The following is a 22705-nucleotide window of genomic DNA, read 5'->3' on the forward strand; positions in this document are numbered from 1 at the left end:
TCCGGCCCCCGCCTTCTTGCCCGCCGGACGCGCGGCATTAACGCCTCGCTAACCACGACCTGGGCAATTTCTGCCGAGCGGGCCGCTGGGGTCCGCCAGCGTTAGAGTGCAGCGAATCCGCCCGTGAAGCCGGTCCTCGATCTCGTCACGAAGTTCGGACCGGCCCGGATCGCCGCCATGGTAGCGGTGACGCTGACCCTCATCGGCTTCTTCGCCTTCATCATCCTGCGGGTCTCGCGCCCCGATATGGGCGTGCTGTTCTCCGACCTGTCGATGCAGGATTCCGCCTCGGTGGTTCGCGAACTCGACAGCCGCGGGATCCGCTACGAGACCCGCGGCGACGCCGGTCAGACCATCCTGGCGCCCCGGCCGGATCTCGCGAAGCTGCGCATGGACTTGGCCGGCAAGGGCCTGCCGACCCAGGCCGGCGTCGGCTACGAGATCTTCGACAAGGGCGACGCGTTCTCGTCGACCAACTTCGTGCAGAACGTGAATCACCTGCGCGCCCTGGAAGGCGAGCTGGCGCGCTCGATCCGGGCAATCGGCCGGGTCCAGGCGGCCCGCGTCCATCTCGTCCTGCCGGAGCGCCGCCTGTTCGAGCGCGACCGGGAGAGCCCAAGCGCCGCCATCGTGCTGAAGCTGATGGGTGACCTCGACGCCGGGCAGGTGCGGGCGATCCGCCACCTCGCGGCCTCGGCGGTCGAGGGCTTGAAGCCAGAGCGGGTCTCGATCGTCGACGAGCGCGGCCGGCTGCTGGCCGACGGTGCCCGGGACGCCGCGACCGACGTCGCCAGCGGGTTCGAGGACCGGCAGGTCGCGCTGGAAAGGCGCCTGCGGGGCCAGATCGAGGACGTGGTCGCCGGCATCGTCGGCCCCGGCCGGGCCCGCGTTCAGGTCAGCGCGGAACTCGACCTCAGCCGGGTCGAGAGCCGCTCCGAGACCTTCGATCCCGAGAGCCGCGTCGTGCGCTCCGCCCAGACCCGCACGGAATCGGCGGTCACCGGCAATGCCGAGGGGCAGGTGAGCGTCGGCAACGAGCTGCCCGGCGCCAACGGCGGCGACAAGGCGCCGACGCCCAAGGACGCGACCAACAAGAACGAGGAAACCACGAACTACGAGATCTCCCGGGTCACCAAGACCGAGATCGCCGAGGGCGGCCGGATCAAGCGCCTGTCGGTCGCCGTGGTGCTCGACGGAGTCTACGCCACCGCGCCCGACGGCAAGCAGACCTACAACCCGCGCACGCCCGCCGAGATCGAGCGGATCACCGCCCTGGTGCGCGGCGCGGTCGGCTTCGACAAGGCCCGCGGCGACCAGATCGAAGTGGTGAACCTGCGCTTCGCGGAGGCGCCGAGCGTGCCGCAATTCACCGAGCCCACGCTCATCCAGTCGCTGCTCGCCCCCACCAAGGAGGACGTGCTGCGCATGGCCGAGCTCGGCGTGCTGGCGCTGCTGACCCTCATCGTCCTCCTCACGGTGGTCCGCCCCCTGTTGCGCCAGGTGCTCGCGCCGATGCCGGACGAGCCGGCCCTGACCCCGTCAGGGCTGGCACTCCCCGGCGACGCCTCCGCGATCGCCGGCCCGGGCGGGACCGTGACGGTCATCGACCGTGACAGCCCGACGGCGCGGCTGATGGAGTTCGCCAAGATCAACGGCCAGGTCCAGGCCGAGACGGTCCAGCGCGTGGTCGACATGGTCCGGGCGAGCCCGTCCGAGACCGTCGAGGTGCTGCGCACCTGGATCCAGGAAGAGTGAAGCGTAAGGCGTCGAGGGCAGAACGATGGCGGCAGGTGCGGCACTGGGTCTGGGGAACACGCTGGCGACGGCGGGCGGCGATTCGTTCGCATCCATGCCCGGTCCGCAGCGCGCCGCCGCGCTCCTGCTGATGCTCGGCGAGGAGGAAGGCGCGCCGATCTGGCAGATGCTGGAAGAGGAGGAGATCAAAAAGGTCAGCCACGCGATGGTCCAGCTCGGCACGCTGGAGGCGCAGACCGTCGAGAAGCTGATCATCGAGTTCGTGACGAAGCTCGGCAACAGCGGCGGCATCTCGTCGAACTTCGAGCGGACCGAGGCGCTGCTCCTCAAGATCTTCCCGAGCGACCAGGTCTCGCTGATCATGGCGGAGATCAAGGGTGCGTCGGGCAAGCGCGTCTGGGCCTCGATCGCCCAGGTCGACCCGGAGATTCTCGCCTCGTTCCTGCGCAACGAGTACCCGCAGACCGTGGCGGTGGTGCTGTCGCGGGTGCGGGCCGACTACGCCGCCAAGGTGCTGACCATCCTGCCCGAAGATTTCGCCATCGACTGCCTCAACCGGATGCTGCGCATGGAGACGGTGCAGAAGGAGGCCCTGCGCCACATCGAGGAGACCCTGCGGGTCGAGTTCGTGTCGACCATCGCGCAGACCCAGCGCCGCGACGCCCACGAGATGATGGCCGACGTGTTCAACGCCTTCGATCGGCAGACCGAAGGTCGTTTCCTCGCCGCCCTCGACCAGGCGAATCGCGGCTCGGCCAAGCGCATCCGCGAGCTGATGTTCACCTTCGAGGACCTGCTCAAGCTCGATCCGGGCAGCGTCCAGACCCTGATGCGCAATATCGACGGCGATACGCTGTGCCGGGCGCTCAAGGGCGCCAACGAGCCGACCCGGGCCTTCTTCATGAAGCAGATGTCGACCCGCGCCGCCAAGAACCTCACGGACGAGATGGCCTCGCTCGGGCCGGTCCGGCTCAAGGAGGTCGACGAGGCGCAGGCGAAGATGACCGAGACCGCCAAGGACCTCGCCGAGAAGGGTGAGATCATGATCGCCAAGAATAGCGCCGAGGAGGAACTGGTCTATTGAGCGCCCAATCCGCCCGGAGCGCCAAGCCGTTCCTGTTCGAGACCGATTTCCGCAGCGCCCGCCCGAGCGCCGAGTCCCGGCGCGCCGCCGAGGCCGCCGCCCATGCCGAGGCGGAGGCCCATGCCCGCGGCGTCCAGGAGGGGCGGATCCAGGCGGAGGCGCAGCTCCAGGGACGGCTCGCCGACGCCGTGACCCGCTTGGCGCTGGCCGCAGCCGGCCTGATCGCCCAGGCCGACGCGCGCGACGCCGAGCGCGAGGCGCAGGCGGTCGAGGTGGCCATCCTGATCGCCCGCAAGGTGGCGGGTGATGCCCTCGACGCCGCCCCGCTCGCCGGCATCGGCGAGGCGGCCCGGACGGCGCTCCAGCATCTGCGCGGCGTGCCGCACCTGGTGGTGCGGGTGCATGAGAGCCTGGTCGAGGAGGCCGAGATCCTGGTGAAGCGCCTCGCGCGCGAGCGCGGCTACGAGGGTCGCCTCGTCGTGCTCGGCGACCCCGACATGGCCGCGGGGGACGCCCGCATCGAATGGGCGGACGGCGGCATCGTGCGGGAGCGCGCCCGCATAGAGGCGGCGGTGCTGGACGCCCTCGGCCTGCCGACGAGCCCGTGAGGAGATCCTGATGTCCGACGATTTCAGCCTGCCCCAGCTCGGCGAGCACGACACCGACTACGCCGCGGGCTCGATCCGCGACGCGCCCACCACCCCGAAGACGGCGGCGGACCTGGAGCAGCTCTTCGACGTGCCGGTGATGGTCTCGGCGGTGCTCGGCTCCGCCCGGATGCCGATCGGCGACCTTCTCCGGCTTGGGCCCGGCGCGGTGCTCGAACTCGACCGGAAGGTCGGTGAGGCGATCGACGTGTTCGTCAACAACCGGCTGGTCGCCCGCGGCGAGGTCGTCCTCGTCGAGGACCGGCTCGGCGTGACGATGACCGAGATCGTCAAGGGCGAGTGATTTGTCGGTGCGGACGCCGGGAGGCTGTCCGCGCCACGGTATTTGAGAGGGACGAACCATGCGGCTCCTGATGATCGGGCGGCTCAACGGCGAGTTGATCACCGCCTCGAAGATCGCCATGCAGCGCGGCGCCGCCGTGACGCAGGCCGACGCCGTGCCGCAGGGCCTCTCCGTCCTGCGTGCGCGGGGCGCCGATCTCATCATGATCGACGTGAGTCTGCCGATCCGCGACCTCGTCACCGCGCTGGAGGCGGAGCGGATCCGTACGCCGGTGGTCGCCTGCGGCGTCTCGGCGGACGCCTCGGCCGCCGTGGCGGCGATCCGGGCCGGCGCCAAGGAGTACATCCCGCTTCCACCCGATCCCGAGATGATCGCGGCGGTTCTGGAGGCGGTCGCCACAGATCGTGCCGCCTTCATCTGGCGCGACCCCTCCATGGAGCGGGTGGTCAAGCTCGCCGAGCAGGTCGCCCGCTCCGAAGCCTCGGTGCTGATCACCGGCGAGAGCGGCACCGGCAAGGAGGTGTTGGCCCGCCACGTCCACCAGAAGTCCAACCGGGCAGGCAAGCCCTTCGTCTCGGTGAACTGCGCCGCGATCCCCGAGGCGCTGCTCGAATCCGAGCTGTTCGGCCACGAGAAGGGCGCGTTCACCGGCGCGGTCGCCCGGCGCATCGGCCGGTTCGAGGAGGCCAATGGCGGCACGCTGCTCCTCGACGAGATCTCCGAGATGGATGTGCGTCTGCAGGCGAAATTGCTGCGGGCGCTGCAGGAGCGGGTGATCGACCGGGTCGGCGGCACCGCACCGGTGCGCGTCGATATCCGCGTGCTCGCCACCTCGAACCGCAACCTCGCCGAGGAGGTCCGCAAGGGCACGTTCCGCGAGGACCTGCTCTACCGGCTCAATGTCGTCGCCCTGCGGCTGCCGCCGCTGCGCGAGCGTCCGGCCGACATCATCGAACTCGCCACGCACTTCGCGCGGAAATACGCCGTGGTGAACGGAATGCCGGTCCGTCCGCTCTCTGCGGAAGCCCGGGCGCTGGTGCTGAAGAACCCGTGGCGCGGCAATGTCCGCGAGTTGGAGAACACGCTGCACCGGGCTGTGCTGCTCGCCTCGGGCGACACGATCGGTCCGGAGGCGATTCTCTCACCCGACGGCGAGACCTTCGCCGCCGAGGGACCGGCGGCGCGCGCCGCACAGGTTGCCGAGGCTGCCACCCGTGGGCTGGTGGGACGGACGGTGGCGCAGGTCGAGTGCGACCTGATCCTCGATACCCTGGACCATTGCCTCGGCAATCGGACCCACGCGGCCAAGATCCTCGGCATCTCGATCCGGACCCTGCGCAACAAGCTCAACGAGTACGTCTCGGCGGGCCTCGATGTGGCGGAGCCAGGCGGGGTCCGGGCGAGCGTCGCCTGCGGCTGAGGTGCGGCTCAGTTTCGCCGCTTCGCAGCGGCGTCACTCCGTCAGCCCGGGGCCGTGCAGCCGAGCCCGGGACTCAGACACGCCGAGGCGCGAGAGCCGAGCGCCGGCAGTGTCTTTGGCGTCCGGACCCGCCTTCAGCGCCGCGGAACGACTGTGCGTCCTGTCAGCGTCCGAACTCGTCACGGATACGAATGGGCGCGCACCCGCGCCGCAACGGGGTCGGAGCGGAACCGGGCGCGGGGCTAACGCCGCCCGCTCTGTGCCGCCTTATGGGCTTCGGTCTGGGCCGCGAAGGCCGCGTCGAGCTTGCGCAGGGATTCGTAGCGGGCCACATCGCCCTCGACGTCGCGGATCGTCTCCTCGACGAGGTGGCGCTGGAGGGCGACCCGCGGATCGTCCGGGGGGAACGCCTCCCGCTCCTGCAGCCGGAGCACCGCCTGCCGCACGACCGTGTAGACCGCCTCGCGCTCCTCACGAGTCATCGACGGCTGGATCGCCTTCGCGACGAGATCGGAGAAATCCGACATGGATCGTTAGACTTCGCTCATCCAGGGGCACCCGGGTCCCGGGCCGCCTCCCTCTACAGGATCGCGCCGCCCGGGATCCAGATCCCGGGCTGCCGTCGCCGCTACATCCTCTGGTCGCGGATGCCGGCGATCAGCAGCGAGGACGAGCTCCAGATCACCAGGAAGCAGAAGAACGACACCAGCAGGGAGTGGCCCCGCTCGGGATAGAGGCTGTCGGTGGGCAGGACCGGCGGCACGAAGGTGGCCAGGAAGATGTGCTGCTTGCTGGCCGAAATGCGCGCGCGGTCGAGCAGGCTGTGGGCCGATTCCTCGAGCTTCTCGGCAATCGTCCGTTCGACCAGCAGCCCTTCGTACTGAAGCAGCGCCTCGGTCAGATTCTGGCCGCCCGCGCTGGCATTGGTGCTCGTCAGCTCGTCCTGAAGCGCCTTCATCTGCTGGTCGATAGCCGCGATGTTGGCGACGTAGGTCTGGATCGAGCGTGAACGCTCGTCCAGATTCGAGCCGCGCAGGACCTGCAGGTCGTTCTCGGCCTTCAGCTTGTCCTTCCGCAGGAGCGTCAGGGTGGTCAGCGTCCCCTCGGCCGTCTTGATCGGATCGATCACGCCCCACTGATTGCGGAACGCCTGCAGCGCGACATGCGCCTTGCTCAGCCGGTCCTGAGCGACCTTGGCGTCGGCCTCGGCCTGGGTGACCATGTCGGCCTGCGCACGCTTCGAGATGTCGTTGATCAGCGCCTCCGAGCGCGACACCACCGCCTGGGCGATGGTCAGGGCATCCTCGGGCGTGAAGGCGCGCACGGACAGGCGGATCACGCCCGAAATCGAGTCGATATGCGCCTCGACGTGCTTGCGCCAGTATTTGGTCAGATCCTCAATCGGGTCGGTGGGATCGAAACGCGTCCAGAAATCGGCCTCGGGCCGGGAGAACATCTTAGAGATGCCGATGCTCTTCTCGAGCGCCTCGACCAACGTCTGGCTGTTGATGTAGTCGCGGACGATGAAGCTGTCCTGGCTGTTGTGCTTCTGAATCAGGTTCGTGTACTGGCCGAGCGAGATGTTCTCCATCGGCTCGACGTTGCCGCGGACCGCAAACTGGGCCTCCGCGACGTACTGGTTGGACGCGAACACGAACAGGTAGAGCCCGACCACGAGGGTGGGCAGGAGAACGAAGAAGCTGACGCGGCGGATGATCCGTGCGCCGTAGGTCGAGGTGTCCTCCTCGCGGGGACGCAGGCCCGGCAGCCGGTTCCAGTCCAGGCGCTGCCGCACCGAGGCGACGAGCGCCCGCGCGGTGCGCTTCTCCGGCACCGGCCGGATCGTCTCCGCGCTGCGCCGCAGCTCCGTCATGGTCGGAGCGGCGAACGTCACGATCTCGCCTTCGCGCGTGTCGTCCTTGACGTCGTCGAAGCTCATCCGCTCATTGTTCCTGGGTCTGCGCCGGTTCCGCTGCCGCGGCGCCGGCCGAGGGGCGGCCCGTGCGCGGTTACCGGGATCCCGTTCTTTTAGGCCCTTTTTATGGCACCTCGCCCGGTCCGCCCTCGGCTGCTGCACCGCGGCGACGGGCGCCGTAGCCCAGGGCGGGTATCGCGGCCTACAGTCTCTGAATGATGACAGAACCGCATGTCACGGGCGTGGCCGGCCGCGCCGCCGGCCGCTCGGCCAAGACCAAGCTCTCCGAGATCGTCGTCGTTTGCGCCAAATGCGCCAAGCGGCAGGGCCTGCGCGGGCGGGACCTGTGCGCCCTGCTGAAGAAGGCCGGAAAGAAGGCTGCCCGGGACGGGGCACCGGGCCGCCGGGGGAAGCTCTGCATCGTAGAGGCGGGCTGCCTCGGTCCCTGTCCGAAGCGCGCCGTGGCGGTCGCCACCGGGGCCAGCCTCGCCGCGGGCCGGGTCATCCTGCTCGACCCCGCCGCCGGCCCGGCCGAGGCCCTCGCCGCCGTGCTTGATCCCGTCCTGCCGCGCCGTGTGGTCCCCGAATTCGGCCCCAATACCGCTCTAGCGGCGGTACGACCCGACGAATCGCCGCCACTCCGCTGACCGGCACAACCTGGAGCGCGCTCTTGCCCGCCTCTCGACGCGAGGCCCGCACACCGTGACCGGCGACCACGTTTCCCGGAAGCGGCGGGCGACCCACGCCGTGCTGCGCCGCCTCCCGCTGTTCGGCACCCTGATCGGCCTCGGCCTCGCTATCTGGCTCGTGGCGACCAACGATCTCGCCGCCGTGGCCACGGCCTTCGGGCGGATCGGAGTCGCGGGCTTTGCCGGCGTCACGCTGGTGAGGGTCCTCGTGATTCTGCTCTGCGGCCTCGCCTGGGCCCGAATCCTCGACGGGCTGACGCCGGCGGCGGCTTCGGCCTGCCTGATCCTGCGCTTCGTCCGCGAAGGCATCAACGTGCTGCTGCCCGTGGCCTCGGTGGGCGGCGACGTCCTCGGCGCGCGCCTCCTCACCTTCTGGGGTGTCGCCGGCTCCCTGGCGGCGGCCTCCGTCCTGGCCGACATGCTGTTCCAGGTCGGAACCCTCGCCCTGTTCGCCAGCCTCGGCGCAGGCCTCCTCAGCCGGGTCGAGGGCGCCGAGGCGGCAGCCCTCGCCAGCTGGACGCTGCGGACGCTCGCAGTGGCTGGGCTGGCGGTGGCGGCATTCTTCGCCCTCCAGCGGACCGGCATCGTGCGGATGATCGAGGATCGGCTCGCCGCCCTCGGCCGGCGCTTCGTCCGCGAGACCGAGGCGCGCCCCGAGCCGGCGCCGCGGATCCAGGGCGCCCTGGACATGGTCTGGGCGCGGAGCCGCCGGGGTCATCTCGCCCAGTCCTTCGCCCTGCACGCGCTGGCCTGGCTGCTCGGAACCGCCGAGGTCGCGGTCGTCCTCGCCTGCATCGGTGTGGACCATGTCGGCCTGGCGGACATCCTGGTGATCGAGGCGCTCAGCCAAGCGATCAAGGCGGCCGCCTTCCTGGTCCCGAGTGGGCTCGGCGTTCAGGAGGGCGGGCTCGTGCTGGTCTGCGGGTTGTTCGGCATCGATGCGGGCACCGCCCTCGCCCTGTCCCTCGCGCGCCGCGTACCCGACGTGGTCCTCGGCCTGCCCGCCCTGCTCGTCTGGCAGAACCTCGAGGCGCGCCGCGCCGGCGTGCGCCCGGCCACACCCAGCTGCGACCGTCCGTGACCTCACATAACCCCGACCCGATCCGTCCGAGGCGCACCGTCTCGAAGTCGCACCGGCGGCTGCTCATCCTGGCCGGACTGGCCGGCGGCCTGCTCGCCGCCGGCCCCGCTTTGGCGCAGAGCGTCACCCTCGACCTCGGCGCCGGCGGCACCACCGAGCGGGCCCTGCAACTCGTGGCGCTGATCACCGTCCTGGCGGTGGCGCCCTCCGTGCTCGTGATGGCCACGGCCTTCACCCGCATCGTCGTGGTGCTGTCGATCCTGCGGTCGGCGCTGGGCACCCAGACGGCGCCCCCGACCGCGGTGCTCGTCAGCCTCGCGCTGTTCCTGACCGCCTTCGTGATGGCTCCGACGGGCCGCGCGGCTTACAGCGCCGGCATCGAGCCGCTGATCGCCGGCCGGATCACGCAGGCCCAGGCGTTCGAGCGCGCCTCGGCGCCGTTCAAGACCTTCATGCTGCGCAATGTGCGCGAGAAGGACCTGAAGCTGTTCCTCGACCTCGCCAAGGTGCAGACGCCGAAGGGCCCGGAGGATGTCGGCCTCGAGATCGTGACACCGGCCTTCATGATCTCGGAACTGCGCCGCGCCTTCGAGATCGGCTTCCTGCTGTTCATCCCGTTCCTGATCATCGACCTCGTGGTCGCCTCGGTTCTGATGGCCATCGGCATGATGATGGTCCCGCCGGCCACAGTCGCGCTGCCGTTCAAGCTGATCTTCTTCGTGCTGGTCGACGGCTGGACCCTCGTCGCCGGCTCCCTGGTCCAGAGCTACGGCGGATGAGAGCGGTCGCGCCGGGCCGTCAGCCAGGGAGGGACGTCGCGTCGACGATCCGGACCGCCGCGAAGCCCTCCGCGTCCGACGGCGGCTCGAACAGACGGTCGACGGAGCGGATGCTCGACTCCGGGACCTGCCGGTCCGGGGCGCGCCGCCGGTTCCGCTCGAGGGCGACAGAGAGCGGCGCGCGGATCCAGACGGCCTCCGCGGCGACGCCGCAGGCTCGCGCGACGGCGAGGATCGGCGCGCGGTGCCGCCTGCCGGGCAGGGCGGCGTCGAGGTAGACGCGGCCGGCCTGGGGCTGCTGCCGGGCGATCCAGGTGGACTTTCCGGCCCCCTGCAGGCCGCACACGACCACGAGCCGCTCCACCGAGTCCGCGGCGAGCGCCGCGCGCAGCGCCGCGAGGGCCAGTCGCCACGCCTCGGCGTTCCGTTCGGGCGTCCAGATGCGGCCGTCCTCGGTGTCCAGGAAGGCGTCCGGGTCGATGACGACCACCGCGCTCACCCGGGCGGCGCGCCGGGTGTTTCGGCGCTGCTCTGCTGCTGGCCGCCCTGCGGACCACCCGCGGGTGCCTCGGCGCCCGCACCCGGTGCCTCCGGCCGGCCGCGATCGGGCGTGGCGGCGTCCGGGTACCGCTTGCGATACTCGGCCAGGAAGGCCGACAGGGTCTGGGCCTTCGTGGCGCGCGCCGCGATGTCCCGGAAGCCCGGTGCCCGGGTCGGGTCCGTGCCGGTCAGGAGTGCGAAGGTGCGGGCATCCGGGCTCGCCGCCATCCCCTGCGAGAACTTCGCCTTCAGCCGCTCCAGGCCGATGGCCTCATGCGCGAGATCATAGGCGATGGCGGCACGCACGACGTCGGCGCGCGCCTGATCGTCCAGGGGCTGGCCGGACTGCCACGCTTCGCCGAGCAGCGCCTCGTGGGCTTCGCCGGCCTCGCGCCAGCGGCGTGCACCCCAATAGATGTCGGCGCGCAGACGCTCGATATCCGGGCCGCTCTCGCCCTCGATCGTCTCCAGCGCAAAGTCGGTCCGGGTCAGGTCCGACAGGGCACGGGCGCGGATCAGGGCGCGGGCGCGTTTGAGCTCGCCCGGCAGTTCGGGCAGCTCGGTGGCATCGAGGACCTTCAGCGCCTCCATGGGCTTGTCGTCCATCAGCCGCACCGTCGCGAGCCGCGCCGCCACCGAGGAACGCGCCGGGCCGGTGAGGCGGTTGTCGATCTGGTACTGCAGGAGGTCGGCGGCGGAATCGAGCAGGTCGAGGCTCACGAGGCGGTCGGCCAAGCGGCGCACCACCTCGTCACCGCGCCGTCCGATCGGGCTCAGCTCGCGGAAATCGAAGAAGAGCGCCACGGCCTCGATCCCGGGGAGCTTGTCGCCCTTGTCGGTGAGGTAGAGGCTCTCGAACGCCGCCTGCGCCTCCCGCGCCAGGGCCGCGGTGCCGGGGGCATTGGGCGCGAAGGCGTTGGCTCGGCGCACCGCCGTGAAAGCGTCGCGCCACCGGCCGGCCGCGAGATAGAGGCGGGCAAGGCCGGCAGTGATGCCGTCCTCCACCGGGCCTCCGTGCCAGGTCAGGGCGAACCGCTCCAGCCGCTCGACGGCGGCATCGGGGGCCAGCTTGCCGGCAGCCCGGGCCAGGAGCGTCCCCCGGAGCACGGCCTCGGCCGAGACCGGACGCACGGCCGACTCGTCCAGGCGCGCATAGGCGTCCAGAGCCGCCTCGGTCTGGCCGGTCGCCTCGGCCACGCGGGCGCGGACCAGGGCCAGCCGGTCCCGGATCCAGGGCGACAGATCGCGTTCCGCCTCCGCCCGGGCGGCGGCGGTCTCGGCATCGCCGTTCTCGATCGCCGATTCGGCTGCACTCGCCCGGATCAGCTGCGCGACATCCGCGGGATAGCCATTGGCCAGCGGCAGAACCTTGAGGAAACCGGACTCCGCCGTCTTCCAGTCGCCCGTCCCGGCGGCCGCCATCGCGCGCCACAGAGCGGCCTCGGGATCATCGATCAGGAGCGGCACGCTGAGGGCCTTCAGCGCCTCGGTGTTCCGGCCGATCCGCACCAGGGCCATGCCCCGCAGGAGGGCGGTGTCGCGCTGCGCGGCCAGGAGAGGATCGTCGGCGGCCGCGATCTCGAGCGCGGTGAGGCCCTCGTAATCGAGGCCGTTGGCGAAATCTGCGCGTGCCAGGGCGAGCCGTGCCGGCCCGCGCTCGGACGGCGTCGCCGCGACGGCCGCGTCGAAGAGGCGGCGCAGAGTTTCGCGGACGTTCCCGGATCTGGCGCGCTCCCAGGCCTCCATCGTGATGGTGAGCGCCCCTGCATCGGCGAGCACCACGTCCGGCTTGCGGGCCGCCATCGAGGCGGCAAGGCCGCCCTCGCGGCCGATCGAGACGCCCTCGAGTTCGGGCCGCACGGCCAGATCGTCAGCGCCGGCGAGCACCGCCAGGCCGTGCCGGCTCGGCAGGATCTCGAAATCGACGAAGCGACGGCTCTTCGGATTGCCGACCGGATGCGCCGCCGCCGAGGTGACCACCGCGATCCGCTCGCCGTCGAGGGTGAGCCATGTCGCCGAGCCGGGTCGCGGCAGCGCGAGGGCGACGGCGATACGGCCGGACGGATCGGGCTTGCGGACCGGATCGATCGTGTCGCTCGGACTCAGCGTATCGCCCGCCGAGAGTTCCCACGCCACCCCGTTTCCGGTGATGACGGCGTTCAGATCAACGAGGCGGCCGGACGGGACCGGGAACCGCAGGACGGTCAGCGGGCCCGTTCGGGCCGGCGGTCCCATCGGCGCGAGGCCCTGGCTCGCCGGTGGCACGATGACCGGCTCCGCGGTCTCGAAGGCCAGCGTCGCGATGCCGCCGCGCTCGAACAGGACGGCCGGCGGCAGGGACTGGAACGGGAAGATCAGACCGCCGCCGGCACGGCGCGTCGGCGGCGCTTCGGGCGGGCGGGGTGCGGCGACCGGCGCCGCCGGACGTGGCGGCACAGGCACGGCCGGGAGCGGCGTCCCAGTGGCAGGGCCCGGCACATCGACGGCGACCGCGGCTGACTCCAGCGGCTTGCGCCGGACCACGTCCACGAAGATGGCGCCGTCCTCCCGCTCGGTGCCGATCGTGTACCCGTCCTCGGGTGTAACGAGGAGGTTCGCCGAGGTGGCGTCGATCTCCGTCGCCAGCTTGGCAATGCCCGGCCGCGGGCGGCCGCGGGTCGCGCTAGGATCGATCGTCCAGGCACCGATCACCCGCACCCGCGTCGCGGGCCCTTCGGCGGTGACCACGGAAACGGCTTCCGCGGGCAGGCGCAGCGACAGCCGCGTCAGGGTCGGAAGCCGCGCCAGTTCGAGCGACAGGGGCCGGCGCACCGGTTCCGGGATCCGCGCCTTGAGCGCCTCCTCGGCGGCCCGGGCCCGGCGGGCGAGTTCGGCCACCACTTCGGGCGGGAGCGGCGGCGGGAGGCCGGACCAGCCCTCCGGCAGCAGGTCCAGGAACACGCGCTCGCCGGCCGTCTGGACGTTGAACCGAAAGGGTCGCTGCAGGGCGAGCCGGAGGCCGGTGCCGTCGGGGTCGCGGCGGACGCTGGCGACGAAGGCCGGCATCTCGTCGGCGAGATGCTCGGGCCCTGGGGCGATCCGCTCGCCGTAGCCGACGAGCAGCACGCCGCCGGCGAGCTTGGCCTTGAGCGCGACCGGCTTGTCGAAGGTCAGGACGATCCGGCCGTAGCCGCCGGCACCGCTGCCGATCTCGCTGCCCTTCGCGCCGATCAGCCGGGCGGCCAGGGCCGGGTCGACTGCCGCCAGCAGGGCGAGCAGCGCCAGCGACGCGGCCAGCAGCCGCGCGCCACGTCCTCGACCGACCCGGGGTCGCCCGCCCACCGATCCCATCGCCTCGCCGATCCGAACCCGGCGCGCGGCACCGGACGGGCCGCGGCGCGCGGCGCCACATCTCGGCGGGATCCTGCGGCACCGCGGCTAACGCTGGCTTAACCGTAACGGGAAAAGGCGGCGGAGCGCGGCGCGCTTCAACCGCTGAGGGCGACGGCCCGGTCGAAGGCCTGCGAGAAGCCCGTTAGCGGCACCGTGATCGTGGCCGGATCGGCGCTGCCCGCCTTCTGAGCGGTGACGGTCAGCGCCTTGGCGGTGCGCATCCCGTCGAGGGCCAACGTCGGGAAGCTGATCGCCACGATGCAGCCCTCTGCGCCGCAGGTCGTGTAGGGCGCACCCTTGCCGAGGGCCTGCTCGTCGAGCTTGAAGGTCACGCCGGGCTCGATCGACATCCCGAAGGGCATCAGCACGACGCCCTCGGAGCGGCCGTTCGCGGGCGTCTGCAGTTCGAAGCCGAACTTGCGCCGGCCAGTCTGCGAATCGCCCTGCGCCTGCGCCACGATGCAGGTGACCTTCTCGTTCGGGCGGGTGCAGGTCATCGTCCAGTCGCCGTAGCTCTCGCTGACGGTGCTGGCCCCGGCCGGCCACACGGCGTGCGCGGGCGCCGCATGGGTCGCGGCCTCCTCGGACTTGGCGGCCTCCGGCGGCTTGGCGGCCTCCGGCGGCTTGGACGCCTTGTGAGGGGCCGGCTTCGCCCGAGGCTTCGGACGCGCCTTGGCAGGCGCATCGGCAGGGGCTTCGGCGGATGGGGCGGCCTCGGGCTCGGCATCCTGCGCCCGCGCCGCCAGGTTCGGGACCGCTGTGAGCGAGGTCGCGATCAGGCTGAGACGCAGGAGCGCACGAAATGTCGGCATGGAATCACGATCCCCCGGAGCCACTGGACGGCAGAGCCGCCTAATGCCCAAGCCGGGGCGACGCAATCGCCGGACGCATCGGCCCCGGGTTGCGTGCCGGTCTCAGAGGGGATTCGGGCCGCCGACGGCGCGGGCGAGCGCGCAGCGGCGCGCGAAGGCGGTCTCGGAACCGCTGCGCAGGGCGCGGCCGACGGCGAAGACGAGAGTGAGGAAGCCGGGATCACGGTCGGCGGTCTCGACGACCGGGCCGGGGATCCGGGAGGTGATGAGCGCGAGCATGACGGACTCCTGATGCGAGGTCCCAGGCGTCTCCATGCTCCCCGATTTCAGTGGTCTTCTGCGCGACCCTGCTGCACTGCAATATGAGCCCCGCGCTCGGAGCCTGCCACCGGCGATAAGGCTGGGGACGCATGCACCGAGTTCATGGGCAAATCCGGGATCGGGCAAGTGGACGTTAAGGAAGGACTGGGCGGGCGCGGTTGACCGGCGACGGGCAAGCCGCCATTGAGCCCGTTTCCGGCGACTCGGACCCTGAAGCGCACCGGCACCACTCCGGCGGCGGGGCCTGTCGCCGCACTGTCACACGCGCGCCATAACCCGCCCGCGAGCCAGACGAGCGGACGCGCCCGGCATCCGCCAGACGAGGATATCCCGCATGACCGACCAGCCGACCCGTCACCCGATCCATGGCCGTATCACCGGCCCCATCGTGATGATCGGCTTCGGCTCGATCGGCCGCGGCACCCTGCCGCTCATCGAGCGCCATTTCGAATACGACCGCGCCCGCTTCACCGTGATCGACCCGGTCGACACCCATCGGCCTCTCGCCGAGAAGCACGGCCTGCGGTTCGAGACGGTGGCCCTCACGCCGGAGAACTACCGCGACGTGCTCACCCCGCTCCTCACGGAGGGCGGCGGCCAGGGCTTCTGCGTGAACCTGTCGGTCGACACCTCCTCGCGCGCCATCATGGAGCTCTGCCGCGAGCTCGGCGCCCTCTACATCGACACCGTGGCCGAGCCCTGGCCGGGCTTCTACTTCGACAAGAGCAAGAGCCAGGGCGACCGCACCAACTACGCGCTTCGCGAGAACATCCTCGACGCCCGCGCGCAGAAGCCCGGCGGCACCACGGCGGTCTCATGCTGCGGCGCCAATCCCGGCATGGTCTCGTGGTTCGTCAAGCAGGCGCTCCTGAACATCGCCCGGGATACCGGTCTGCAGCGGCCCGAGCCCAAGACCAAGGCCGAGTGGGCCGCCCTGATGAAGGATCTGGGCGTGAAGGGCGTCCACATCGCCGAGCGGGACACGCAGCGCGCCAAAACCCCGAAGCCGCGGGGCGTCTTCGTCAACACGTGGTCGGTCGAGGGCTTCGTCTCCGAGGGCAACCAGCCGGCCGAGCTGGGCTGGGGCACGCACGAGACCTGGAAGCCCGCCAATGCCCGCGAGCAGGAGAAGGGTTCGCGCTGCGCGATCTACCTGCTGCAGCCGGGCGCCGACACGCGGGTGCGCACCTGGGTGCCCACCGCCGGCTCGCAGTTCGGCTTCCTCGTGACCCACAACGAGGCGATCTCGATCGCCGACTATTACACGGTGCGCGAGGGCGATAAGCCGGTCTTCCGGCCCACCTGCCACTACGCCTACCACCCGGCCGACGACGCCGTGCTGTCGCTCCACGAGATGTTCGGCAAGGCCTCCAAGGTGCAGGAGCAGCACCACATCCTCGACGAGACTGAGATCGTCGACGGCATCGACGAGCTCGGCGTGCTCGTCTACGGCCACAAGAAGAACGCCTATTGGTACGGCTCGCAGCTCTCCATCGAGGAGACCCGCCGGGTCGCCCCCTACCAGAACGCCACCGGCCTGCAGGTGACCTCGGCGGTGCTCGCCGGCATGGTCTGGGCCCTGGAGAACCCGGAGGCCGGCATCGTCGAGGCCGACGAGATGGATTTCCGCCGCTGCCTGGAGGTCCAGACGCCGTATCTCGGCCCGGTCGTTGGCGTGTACACCGACTGGACGCCGCTCACCGACCGTCCGGGGCTGTTCCCGGAGGATATCGACACCAGCGATCCCTGGCAGTTCCGCAACGTGCTGGTGCACGGCTGAGGCTTCGCGCACCGCCTTCGCCGGGCCCGCTCCGCAGATCTCGGGCCTGCCCATCGGGCAAGTCCGATCTGAGCGGGGTGGGGCTGGCGGTCGGCTCATTCCCCCATGGGCCGTCGGCGGTTAGGGATCCCGGGCGCCGCTTTCCGGCCCCGGGATGACGGGCGACGCGGCTGCGAGGCGCCCACACAAGGCGTACGACATTCCCCGAGCGGGCGATGAAACCGGCTCCGCGTGCGCCCTCTGCCCGGACGGAGGAGGGGAAACGAGCCGGTGCCTGAAGGGGCCCCGGCTACTCAGCCTGCCGCCGCGTCACGAGGGTCCGGCCCGGCTCGACCTCGTTCTTGTCCTGATACAGCGGCACGATCGCGCGCAGCCAGCCGCGAACCTCGCGGCCGCCGTAATTGCGCTCGGCCACGTCGCGGGTGAGGTACGCCTGCAGGTTCACCGGACCGAAATTGTATCCGACGAGGCCGCCGACCGCGATCTGCCCCTGCGGGCGGTGGCTGCCCACACCCGTTGGCAGATCGGTCGAGCCGAACGCCACCGCGCCGACCTGCCACTGGCCGAACTTCCTCGTCATGGTCAGGTCGAGATTCAGATAGTCCGGGTACAGGGTCCCGCTGGGCGAGCGCGTGTCGAGGAAGACGCCGTAGAGCATGTTCGCCGTCAGGTTCCAGCCCTGGCCGGTGTAGCTGAGCGCGAAGCGGTGGGTCAGCGAGGCCGACTGGGTCAGGAAGCGCGTCTGGATCGGCAGGTAGCCGCCGAACAGGTAGCTGAAGCCGACATCGCCACCGAGGTCCCAGGCGAGCTGGGCCGCCAGCAGCTGCTGACCGACGCCGCTCTGATAGGGCGCTCCCTGGCTGCTCGCCGCCGCGATCGGCTGGGTGAAGAAGAACTGCAGGCGTGCGCCCGCGACGTCCCAGGGCGTCGCCCACGCGAAGGTCGGCAGGTTGACGCTGGTCGACGAGTCCCGCGGGCGCGTGCTGCGCACGCCGAAGCTCGACAGATTCACGAAATACAGACCGACCGGCAGTTGATCGCCTACCGGCAGACCGACCGTCTGCCCCGGCTGCGCCGCGGAGGCCGCCCGGGCGCCCGGGCGCCCGTCGCTCGCGACGTGACCGCGATGGGCACGGTGACGGCAAGAGCCGCCGCCGCGATCCCACGTGATGTCAGGCTAAATCCGACCATGAAAGCCCCGAACCTGAGCCCCGGAACACGGAGCTGATCAGGGTTGGACGGGTGTCACTCCACCAACATCCCGCCGTTACGGCCAAGCTGTGCGCAACGGCACGGGGTCGACGATCCGATCTCTTGAGACCGGGACTAAATCATCGGACCTCGACTTCCACGAGGAAATCACTGCGGTAGGTCGTGCCCTCAACCGGGTTCGAGACCCACCGGCAGCGGCCGACCGCGAGGTCGTGGCCGGCATGGAAATGTCCGGAGATCCACAGCTCCGGCCGCTCGGCATCGGGGAGGTCGTCGAGGGCCGTGCTGGCGTAGAAGGCCGGCACCCACCAGGGGACACCGGGCGCGTCCCGGAACCGGTCCGCGGCCAGCGGGCTCGCCGGATGATGGGTCACCACGACGGTCGGCCCATCGTGGGGGATCCGGAGCGCCGCATGCAGGGCCGCCCGCTCGGTCCGGTGCTCCGCCATCGCGTCGGCGGGCTGCCAGGGGCTGCCGTCGGCCTTGCGGATCGAGCCCAGATACTCGCGCGAGCCCGTCACCGGATCGGTCATGCGGGCCGCGGCGTAGGCCACCGGATCGTCGGGCCGGTCCGGCCTGTCCGGACCGAGCCAGCGCCCGGCGAGCGCCCAGTCGCTCCACAGGGTGGTGCCGACGAAGCGGACACCGTCGATGACGCAGCTCTGCGAGCGCTGGAGCAGGTGGATCCGGGCGCCGAGCCCGTTGAGCCGCCCGATTTCGGCCTCCAGGGCGACGAGCAGCTCCGGTGCGGTGCGCCGATCCCCGGTCGGGGCATAGCGCTCGTGGTTGCCCGGCACCAGGACGATCGGCCGGCCCTGCGCGAGATGCAGCAGGGCCGCGAGACCCCGCTCGGGATGCCCTTCATGGAGGTCGCCCGGGCAGGCGAGCAGGTCAAACGGCGCCGCGGGCGGCGCGATCAGGTCGAGGCGCCGCCGCTCCAGGTGCAGGTCCGAGATGGGGAAGATGCGCATGATGGTCGCTGCTGAGGGTCCGCTATCGCGCGGCTCTGCGCTCGGCCGCGGCCGCCTTGAGGATGTCGGCGGCCGAGTCGGCATTGAGGATCGCGATCCCGGCCGCCACGACGAGGTCGGGCCAGGGGGATGGGTGGAGAGCCGTCACCAGGCCGGCGGCGATGATCGCCAGATTGGCGTAGGCGTCGTTGCGGGCCGAGAGATAGGCCGCCCGCGTCAGGCTGCCCGAGCCGGAGCGGTGCCGGGCGAGCAGGAGCGCGCAGGTGAGGTTGACGGCGAGCGCCCCGAACCCCGCGAGGGTCAGGGGCAAAGCGGCAGGGGCGGTGAAGTCGGCGACCTTTCCGTAGGCCGCCCAGGCGCCCGCCAGGGCCGGCAGGAGCAGGATCCCCGCCATGGCGGTGCCGAGCCGGGCGCGATTGCGCGCGCTCCAGCCGAGGCCCGCGAAGATCAGCAGGTTGAGCGCCGCGTCCTCGAGGAAATCGAGGCTGTCGGCGATCAGCGCCACAGAGCCGATGGCGAGCGCCACCGCGATCTCGATGCCGAAATAGCCGAGGTTGAGCGCCGCCACGCGGGCGACGACCGGGCGGAGGGCGGGCGGAGCAGGCCGGGGCGCATCATCGGCGATCACGGGACGCCTCTTCGCTGACGCGCGCGGCCCTGTCGAGCAGCCGTTGAGAAAAGCCTGTCCGCGGCTCAAGAAAGTTCGAGGCCGTTACGCCTTTGTCCGGGTGGATTCGGCGCCGCGATCGTGCGACGCCGTTGCCGGAGCCGGCCGCACGAGACGAATGACCGGCCGGAACCGGAGGTCTGCCGCGTCATGCTGCCCGAACTGCGCGTGCTCTATTTCGAGGATCTCGAGGTCGGACTGTCCGAGACCCTGTCGAAGACCATCGCCTCCTCGGACGTGGTGGGCTTCGCCGAGATCACCGGCGACCGCAACCCGATCCACCTGTCCGAGCACTTCGCCGCGCGCACGCCCTTCGGCACCCGCATTGCCCACGGCCTGTACACGGCCGGGCTGATCTCGGCGGTGCTCGGCACGCGCCTGCCCGGCCCCGGCGCGGTCTACATCTCCCAGACCCTGAATTTCCGCGCGCCGGTCCGGATCGGCGACGTCGTCGACGTTACCGTGACGGTGGCCGAACTCATGCCCGAGCGGCGGCGCGCGCGCCTCGCCTGCCGGTGCTCGGTGGGGGGCGAGACCGTTCTCGACGGCGAGGCGCTGGTGAAGGTGCCGACGAAGGCCGAGGCCGACCCGCTCGCGAGCCGCACCGAGCGCTCCCAGGGCTGAGGTGATCCCGGACCCGGAAACCCTCAGCGACCCGGACGACCTCCGCCTCGAGCCCTACACCCGGATGCGCGAGCGCGACCTCGTCGGCCGCGCCGGGCGCTTCATCGTCGAGGGCGAGGTCACGCTGCGGCTGCTCCTCGGCCGCCGCAGCCGGTTTCGTGCGGAATCGATCCTGATCGCGCCGGAGCGCTGGCCCGGCCTCGCCGCCGACATCACCGCCTTACCGGTGCCGCCGCCGGTCTACTGCGCCACCAAGGCGGTCATGAGCGCGGTCACGGGCTTCCCGATCCATCGCGGGGTCCTGGCCGTCGGCCTGCGCGGCGCGGAACCCGAGGCGGCGGCCCTCGTACCGCCTTCGCCCGCACCCGCCCTGGTGGTCGGCCTGGCCGGCCTGACTAACCACGACAATGTCGGCGCTGCCTTCCGCAACGCGGCGGCGTTCGGAGCCGACGCAGTATTCCTCGACGGGGAGAGCTGCGACCCGCTCTACCGCAAGAGCATCCGGGTGTCGGCCGGGGCGGCCCTGATCCAGCCCTTCGCGCGGCTCCCGGCGGAGCAGGATTGGCTGCGGCTCGCCGAATCCCTCGACCTCCAGCCGCTGGCCTTCAGCCCGGGGGCGCCCGAGCCCCTGGACGGGCTCGCGGTGCCGACGCGGGCGCTCCTGATCCTCGGCACCGAGGGGCCAGGCCTCGACGCGGCAACCCTCGCCCGAGCCCGCCCCATCCGCATCCCCATGGCCGCCGGCTTCGACTCGCTTAACGTCGCCACGGCGGCGGGCATCGCCCTGTACACGATCGCCCGCGGCCAGGGGCGCCTCGGTCAGACCTGAGGACGGCGCGACGGACAATCCCGCGGACGCCACGCACCGACCGGAAGAAGGCCGGTGGCCCCATGAAGCCGGCATGTCCCCGCAATACCGTGAAACAGAGCCCGCGCATGGTACGACGGGCCGGGTCAGCACGAGCCGTACGCACCGCGGCGCGCCCTCGGACACCTTGCGAATGCCTGCCCACCGTATGATCGTATACGGTGATCTGCGCGCGACAAACGGCTGCAATTGCCGTGCGCGGATGCCAAGCTAGCTTGGCCGCTTGGGGAGCTGAGATTCTGTGAGGAGTCGGGGACGTTGCTTCAGTCTGGGGATGGGTTGCGGGCGCTGACCGGACGCCGGGTGGCCGTGGTTGGGGCCGGGCCAGGCGGACTCGCCGCCGCCCTGCTGCTCGCGCGGGCCGGGATTCACGTCACCATCTTCGAGAAGGATGCGCAGGTCGGCGGTCGCACCAAGACCGTCGAGGCCCCCGGCGGTTACCGGTTCGACATCGGCCCGACCTTCTTCCTCTATCCACAGATCCTTGCGGACATTTTCGCAAGTTGCGGGGAGCGGCTGGAGGACCACGTCAAGCTCGAGCGGCTGGACCCGCAGTACCATCTGGTATTCGAGGGCCCCGACGGAATCTCAGGAATGATCCGCGCCACGGGCGATGTCGAGCGCCTGGAACGCGAGGTCGCCGGTCTCGCGCCGGACGACGCCAAGAACGTCAGAGCCTTCTTCGCCGAGAACCGGACCAAGCTGAACTACTTCAAGCCGGTCCTCGAACAGGCCTTCCACACGCTGCGCAGCATGGCGAGCCCGGCGATGCTGGCCGCCCTGCCCTACCTGCATCCGGGGCGAAGCGTCGACCGCGACCTCAAGCGCCACTTTGCCGATCCGCGGGTGCGCCTCGCCTTCTCGTTCCAGACCAAATACCTCGGCATGTCGCCGTTCCGCTGCCCGAGCCTGTTCACCATCCTGTCGTTCCTCGAATACGAGCACGGGGTCTATCATCCGGTCGGTGGCTGCGGCGCTGTCTCCGAGGCGATGGCGGGCCTGGCCGGCCGCATGGGCGTCGACCTCCGGCTCAACAGCACCGTCGAGCGCGTGTTGTTCGACGGCAAGCGCGCCAGCGGCGTCGTGGCGGACGGCGAGACCTTCAACGCCGACGCGGTGATGATCAACGGCGACTTCGCCAAGGTGGTCCGCGCGCTGGTTCCGGAGCGGCACCGGCCGCGCTGGCGTGATGCCAAGATCCAGAAGGCCCGGCTCTCCTGCTCGACCTTCATGCTGTATCTCGGCATCGAGGGTAAGATGCCCGCCAGCCTCGGGCACCACACGATCCTCCTGGCCGACGGCTACGAGAAGAACATCCGCGAGATCACCGAGGGCACGCTGCCGATGCAGCCCTCCCTGTACGTGCAGCACGCGGGCTACACGGATGGCGGCATGGCGCCCCCCGGACACACGGCCCTCTACGTGCTGGTGCCGGTGCCGAACCTGAAGGCGGGGATCGACTGGACGACGCTGCGCGCGACCTACCGGGCGCTGATCCTGGAGCGTCTGAAGCTCCTCGGCATCGACGATCTCGAATCCCGCATCCGCTACGAACGGATCATCGATCCGACCCAGTGGGAGGAGGATTTCGCCGTCCACGAGGGCGCCACCTTCAACCTCGCCCACGATCTGATGCAGATGCTGTATTTCCGGCCGCACAACCGCTTCGGGCCGGGGCTCTACATCGTCGGCGGCGGCACCCATCCGGGCTCCGGCCTGCCGGTGATCTACGAGGGCGCCCGGATCTCGGCCCGGCTGCTGATCGAGGAGATGGCCGGGGCCCGCGCCGCCGCCACGGCGGGGATTCCCGATACCGCTCCGCTGGCAACCTCCGGCGAGGCCTCGTGAGCGGGGCACCGGACCG

Annotated in this window: 20 protein-coding genes and 1 pseudogene; 12 read left to right on the plus strand and 9 right to left on the minus strand. The window is 70.9% G+C overall.

Annotated features, from left to right (window positions below):
- Positions 1-123: 123 nt before the first annotated feature.
- From fliF to BLT59_RS00450, 5 genes are read left to right on the plus strand one after another with little or no spacing between them, the layout of a single operon-like run.
- The gene (fliF, locus tag BLT59_RS00430) at positions 124-1755 is read left to right on the plus strand and encodes a flagellar basal-body MS-ring/collar protein FliF (RefSeq protein ID WP_091774976.1); all 1632 of its coding nucleotides are present in this window, start codon (positions 124-126) and stop codon (positions 1753-1755) included.
- A 25-nt stretch (positions 1756-1780) separates the two neighbouring features.
- Positions 1781-2839, plus strand: a complete 1059-nt coding sequence (locus tag BLT59_RS00435) for a flagellar motor switch protein FliG (protein WP_091774979.1) — start codon at positions 1781-1783, stop codon at positions 2837-2839.
- Positions 2836-3447: a FliH/SctL family protein gene (locus tag BLT59_RS00440; protein ID WP_091774983.1), complete on the plus strand. Its 612-nt coding sequence runs from the start codon at positions 2836-2838 to the stop codon at positions 3445-3447. The genes BLT59_RS00435 and BLT59_RS00440 overlap by 4 nt, the downstream gene beginning before the upstream one ends.
- 10 nt (positions 3448-3457) lie before the next feature.
- Complete coding sequence (gene fliN, locus BLT59_RS00445) at positions 3458-3790, plus strand: flagellar motor switch protein FliN (protein ID WP_091774986.1); 333 nt, start codon at positions 3458-3460, stop codon at positions 3788-3790.
- Positions 3791-3848: 58 nt separating this feature from the next.
- On the plus strand, positions 3849-5210 hold the full coding sequence (locus BLT59_RS00450) for a sigma-54-dependent transcriptional regulator FlbD (RefSeq protein ID WP_091774989.1): 1362 nt from the start codon (positions 3849-3851) through the stop codon (positions 5208-5210).
- 242 nt (positions 5211-5452) lie between these two features.
- Here the strand turns inward: BLT59_RS00450 and BLT59_RS00455 are convergent, their stop codons facing one another.
- On the minus strand, positions 5453-5737 hold the full coding sequence (locus BLT59_RS00455; RefSeq protein ID WP_091774992.1) for a hypothetical protein: 285 nt from the start codon (positions 5735-5737) through the stop codon (positions 5453-5455).
- 101 nt (positions 5738-5838) lie between these two features.
- On the minus strand, positions 5839-7149 hold the full coding sequence (locus BLT59_RS00460; RefSeq protein WP_091774995.1) for a KpsE/RkpR family capsule polysaccharide export protein: 1311 nt from the start codon (positions 7147-7149) through the stop codon (positions 5839-5841).
- A gap of 191 nt (positions 7150-7340) precedes the next feature.
- Between BLT59_RS00460 and BLT59_RS00465 the strand changes: the two genes are divergently transcribed.
- Genes BLT59_RS00465 through fliP form a run of 3 tightly spaced genes read left to right on the plus strand, consistent with a single transcriptional unit; the run spans position 7341 to position 9674 of the window.
- Positions 7341-7772, plus strand: a complete 432-nt coding sequence (locus BLT59_RS00465; RefSeq protein ID WP_091774998.1) for a hypothetical protein — start codon at positions 7341-7343, stop codon at positions 7770-7772.
- Between the two features lie 55 nt (positions 7773-7827).
- Positions 7828-8895: a lysylphosphatidylglycerol synthase domain-containing protein gene (locus BLT59_RS00470; protein WP_091775001.1), complete on the plus strand. Its 1068-nt coding sequence runs from the start codon at positions 7828-7830 to the stop codon at positions 8893-8895.
- Positions 8896-8915: 20 nt separating this feature from the next.
- Positions 8916-9674, plus strand: coding sequence for a flagellar type III secretion system pore protein FliP (gene fliP, locus BLT59_RS00475; protein ID WP_091775688.1), 759 nt, complete (start codon positions 8916-8918; stop codon positions 9672-9674).
- A gap of 19 nt (positions 9675-9693) precedes the next feature.
- On the opposite strand, the gene BLT59_RS00480 is transcribed toward fliP, so the two are convergent.
- The 4 genes from BLT59_RS00480 to BLT59_RS31055 all read right to left on the minus strand — a co-directional run bounded on the left by BLT59_RS00480 (position 9694) and on the right by BLT59_RS31055 (position 14677).
- Complete coding sequence (locus tag BLT59_RS00480) at positions 9694-10173, minus strand: AAA family ATPase (protein ID WP_091775004.1); 480 nt, start codon at positions 10171-10173, stop codon at positions 9694-9696.
- Positions 10170-13544, minus strand: a complete 3375-nt coding sequence (locus BLT59_RS00485; RefSeq protein WP_091775006.1) for a hypothetical protein — start codon at positions 13542-13544, stop codon at positions 10170-10172. Before BLT59_RS00485 ends, BLT59_RS00480 begins: the two co-directional genes overlap by 4 nt.
- Before the next feature lie 137 nt (positions 13545-13681).
- Positions 13682-14398 (minus strand): invasion associated locus B family protein, encoded by a 717-nt coding sequence (locus tag BLT59_RS00490; protein WP_091775009.1) that lies wholly within the window; start codon positions 14396-14398, stop codon positions 13682-13684.
- Positions 14399-14500: 102 nt separating this feature from the next.
- Positions 14501-14677 carry a hypothetical protein gene (locus BLT59_RS31055; RefSeq protein WP_173009159.1) on the minus strand — a complete coding sequence of 59 codons (177 nt, stop codon included), beginning with the start codon at positions 14675-14677 and terminating at the stop codon, positions 14501-14503.
- Positions 14678-15053: 376 nt separating this feature from the next.
- On the opposite strand from BLT59_RS31055, the gene BLT59_RS00495 reads away from it, so the two are divergent.
- A complete protein-coding gene (locus BLT59_RS00495) occupies positions 15054-16499 on the plus strand; it encodes a homospermidine synthase (protein ID WP_091775012.1) in 1446 nt (481 codons plus the stop codon).
- 289 nt (positions 16500-16788) lie between these two features.
- Here BLT59_RS00495 and BLT59_RS00500 read toward each other — a convergent pair.
- From BLT59_RS00500 to BLT59_RS00510, 3 genes and pseudogenes are all read right to left on the minus strand, one after another.
- Positions 16789-17690: pseudogene (locus BLT59_RS00500) on the minus strand (transporter).
- Between the two features lie 140 nt (positions 17691-17830).
- Positions 17831-18682 (minus strand): metallophosphoesterase, encoded by an 852-nt coding sequence (locus tag BLT59_RS00505; RefSeq protein ID WP_175543888.1) that lies wholly within the window; start codon positions 18680-18682, stop codon positions 17831-17833.
- 22 nt (positions 18683-18704) lie between these two features.
- Positions 18705-19310, minus strand: coding sequence for a cation efflux transmembrane domain-containing protein (locus tag BLT59_RS00510; RefSeq protein ID WP_091775018.1), 606 nt, complete (start codon positions 19308-19310; stop codon positions 18705-18707).
- Positions 19311-19499: 189 nt separating this feature from the next.
- Here BLT59_RS00510 and croR point away from each other — a divergent pair, with 189 nt between their 5' ends.
- The 3 genes from croR (at position 19500) to crtI (ending at position 22689) form a co-directional block, all read left to right on the plus strand.
- Positions 19500-19973 carry a 3-hydroxybutyryl-CoA dehydratase gene (gene croR / locus BLT59_RS00515; protein WP_091775021.1) on the plus strand — a complete coding sequence of 158 codons (474 nt, stop codon included), beginning with the start codon at positions 19500-19502 and terminating at the stop codon, positions 19971-19973.
- A 4-nt stretch (positions 19974-19977) separates the two neighbouring features.
- On the plus strand, positions 19978-20802 hold the full coding sequence (locus tag BLT59_RS00520; protein ID WP_091775693.1) for a TrmH family RNA methyltransferase: 825 nt from the start codon (positions 19978-19980) through the stop codon (positions 20800-20802).
- Positions 20803-21099: 297 nt separating this feature from the next.
- Positions 21100-22689: a phytoene desaturase family protein gene (gene crtI / locus BLT59_RS00525; RefSeq protein ID WP_091775024.1), complete on the plus strand. Its 1590-nt coding sequence runs from the start codon at positions 21100-21102 to the stop codon at positions 22687-22689.
- Positions 22690-22705 lie beyond the last annotated feature (16 nt).

This window comes from Methylobacterium sp. UNC378MF, from assembly GCF_900103195.1.
Classification (GTDB): Bacteria; Pseudomonadota; Alphaproteobacteria; order Rhizobiales; family Beijerinckiaceae; genus Methylobacterium.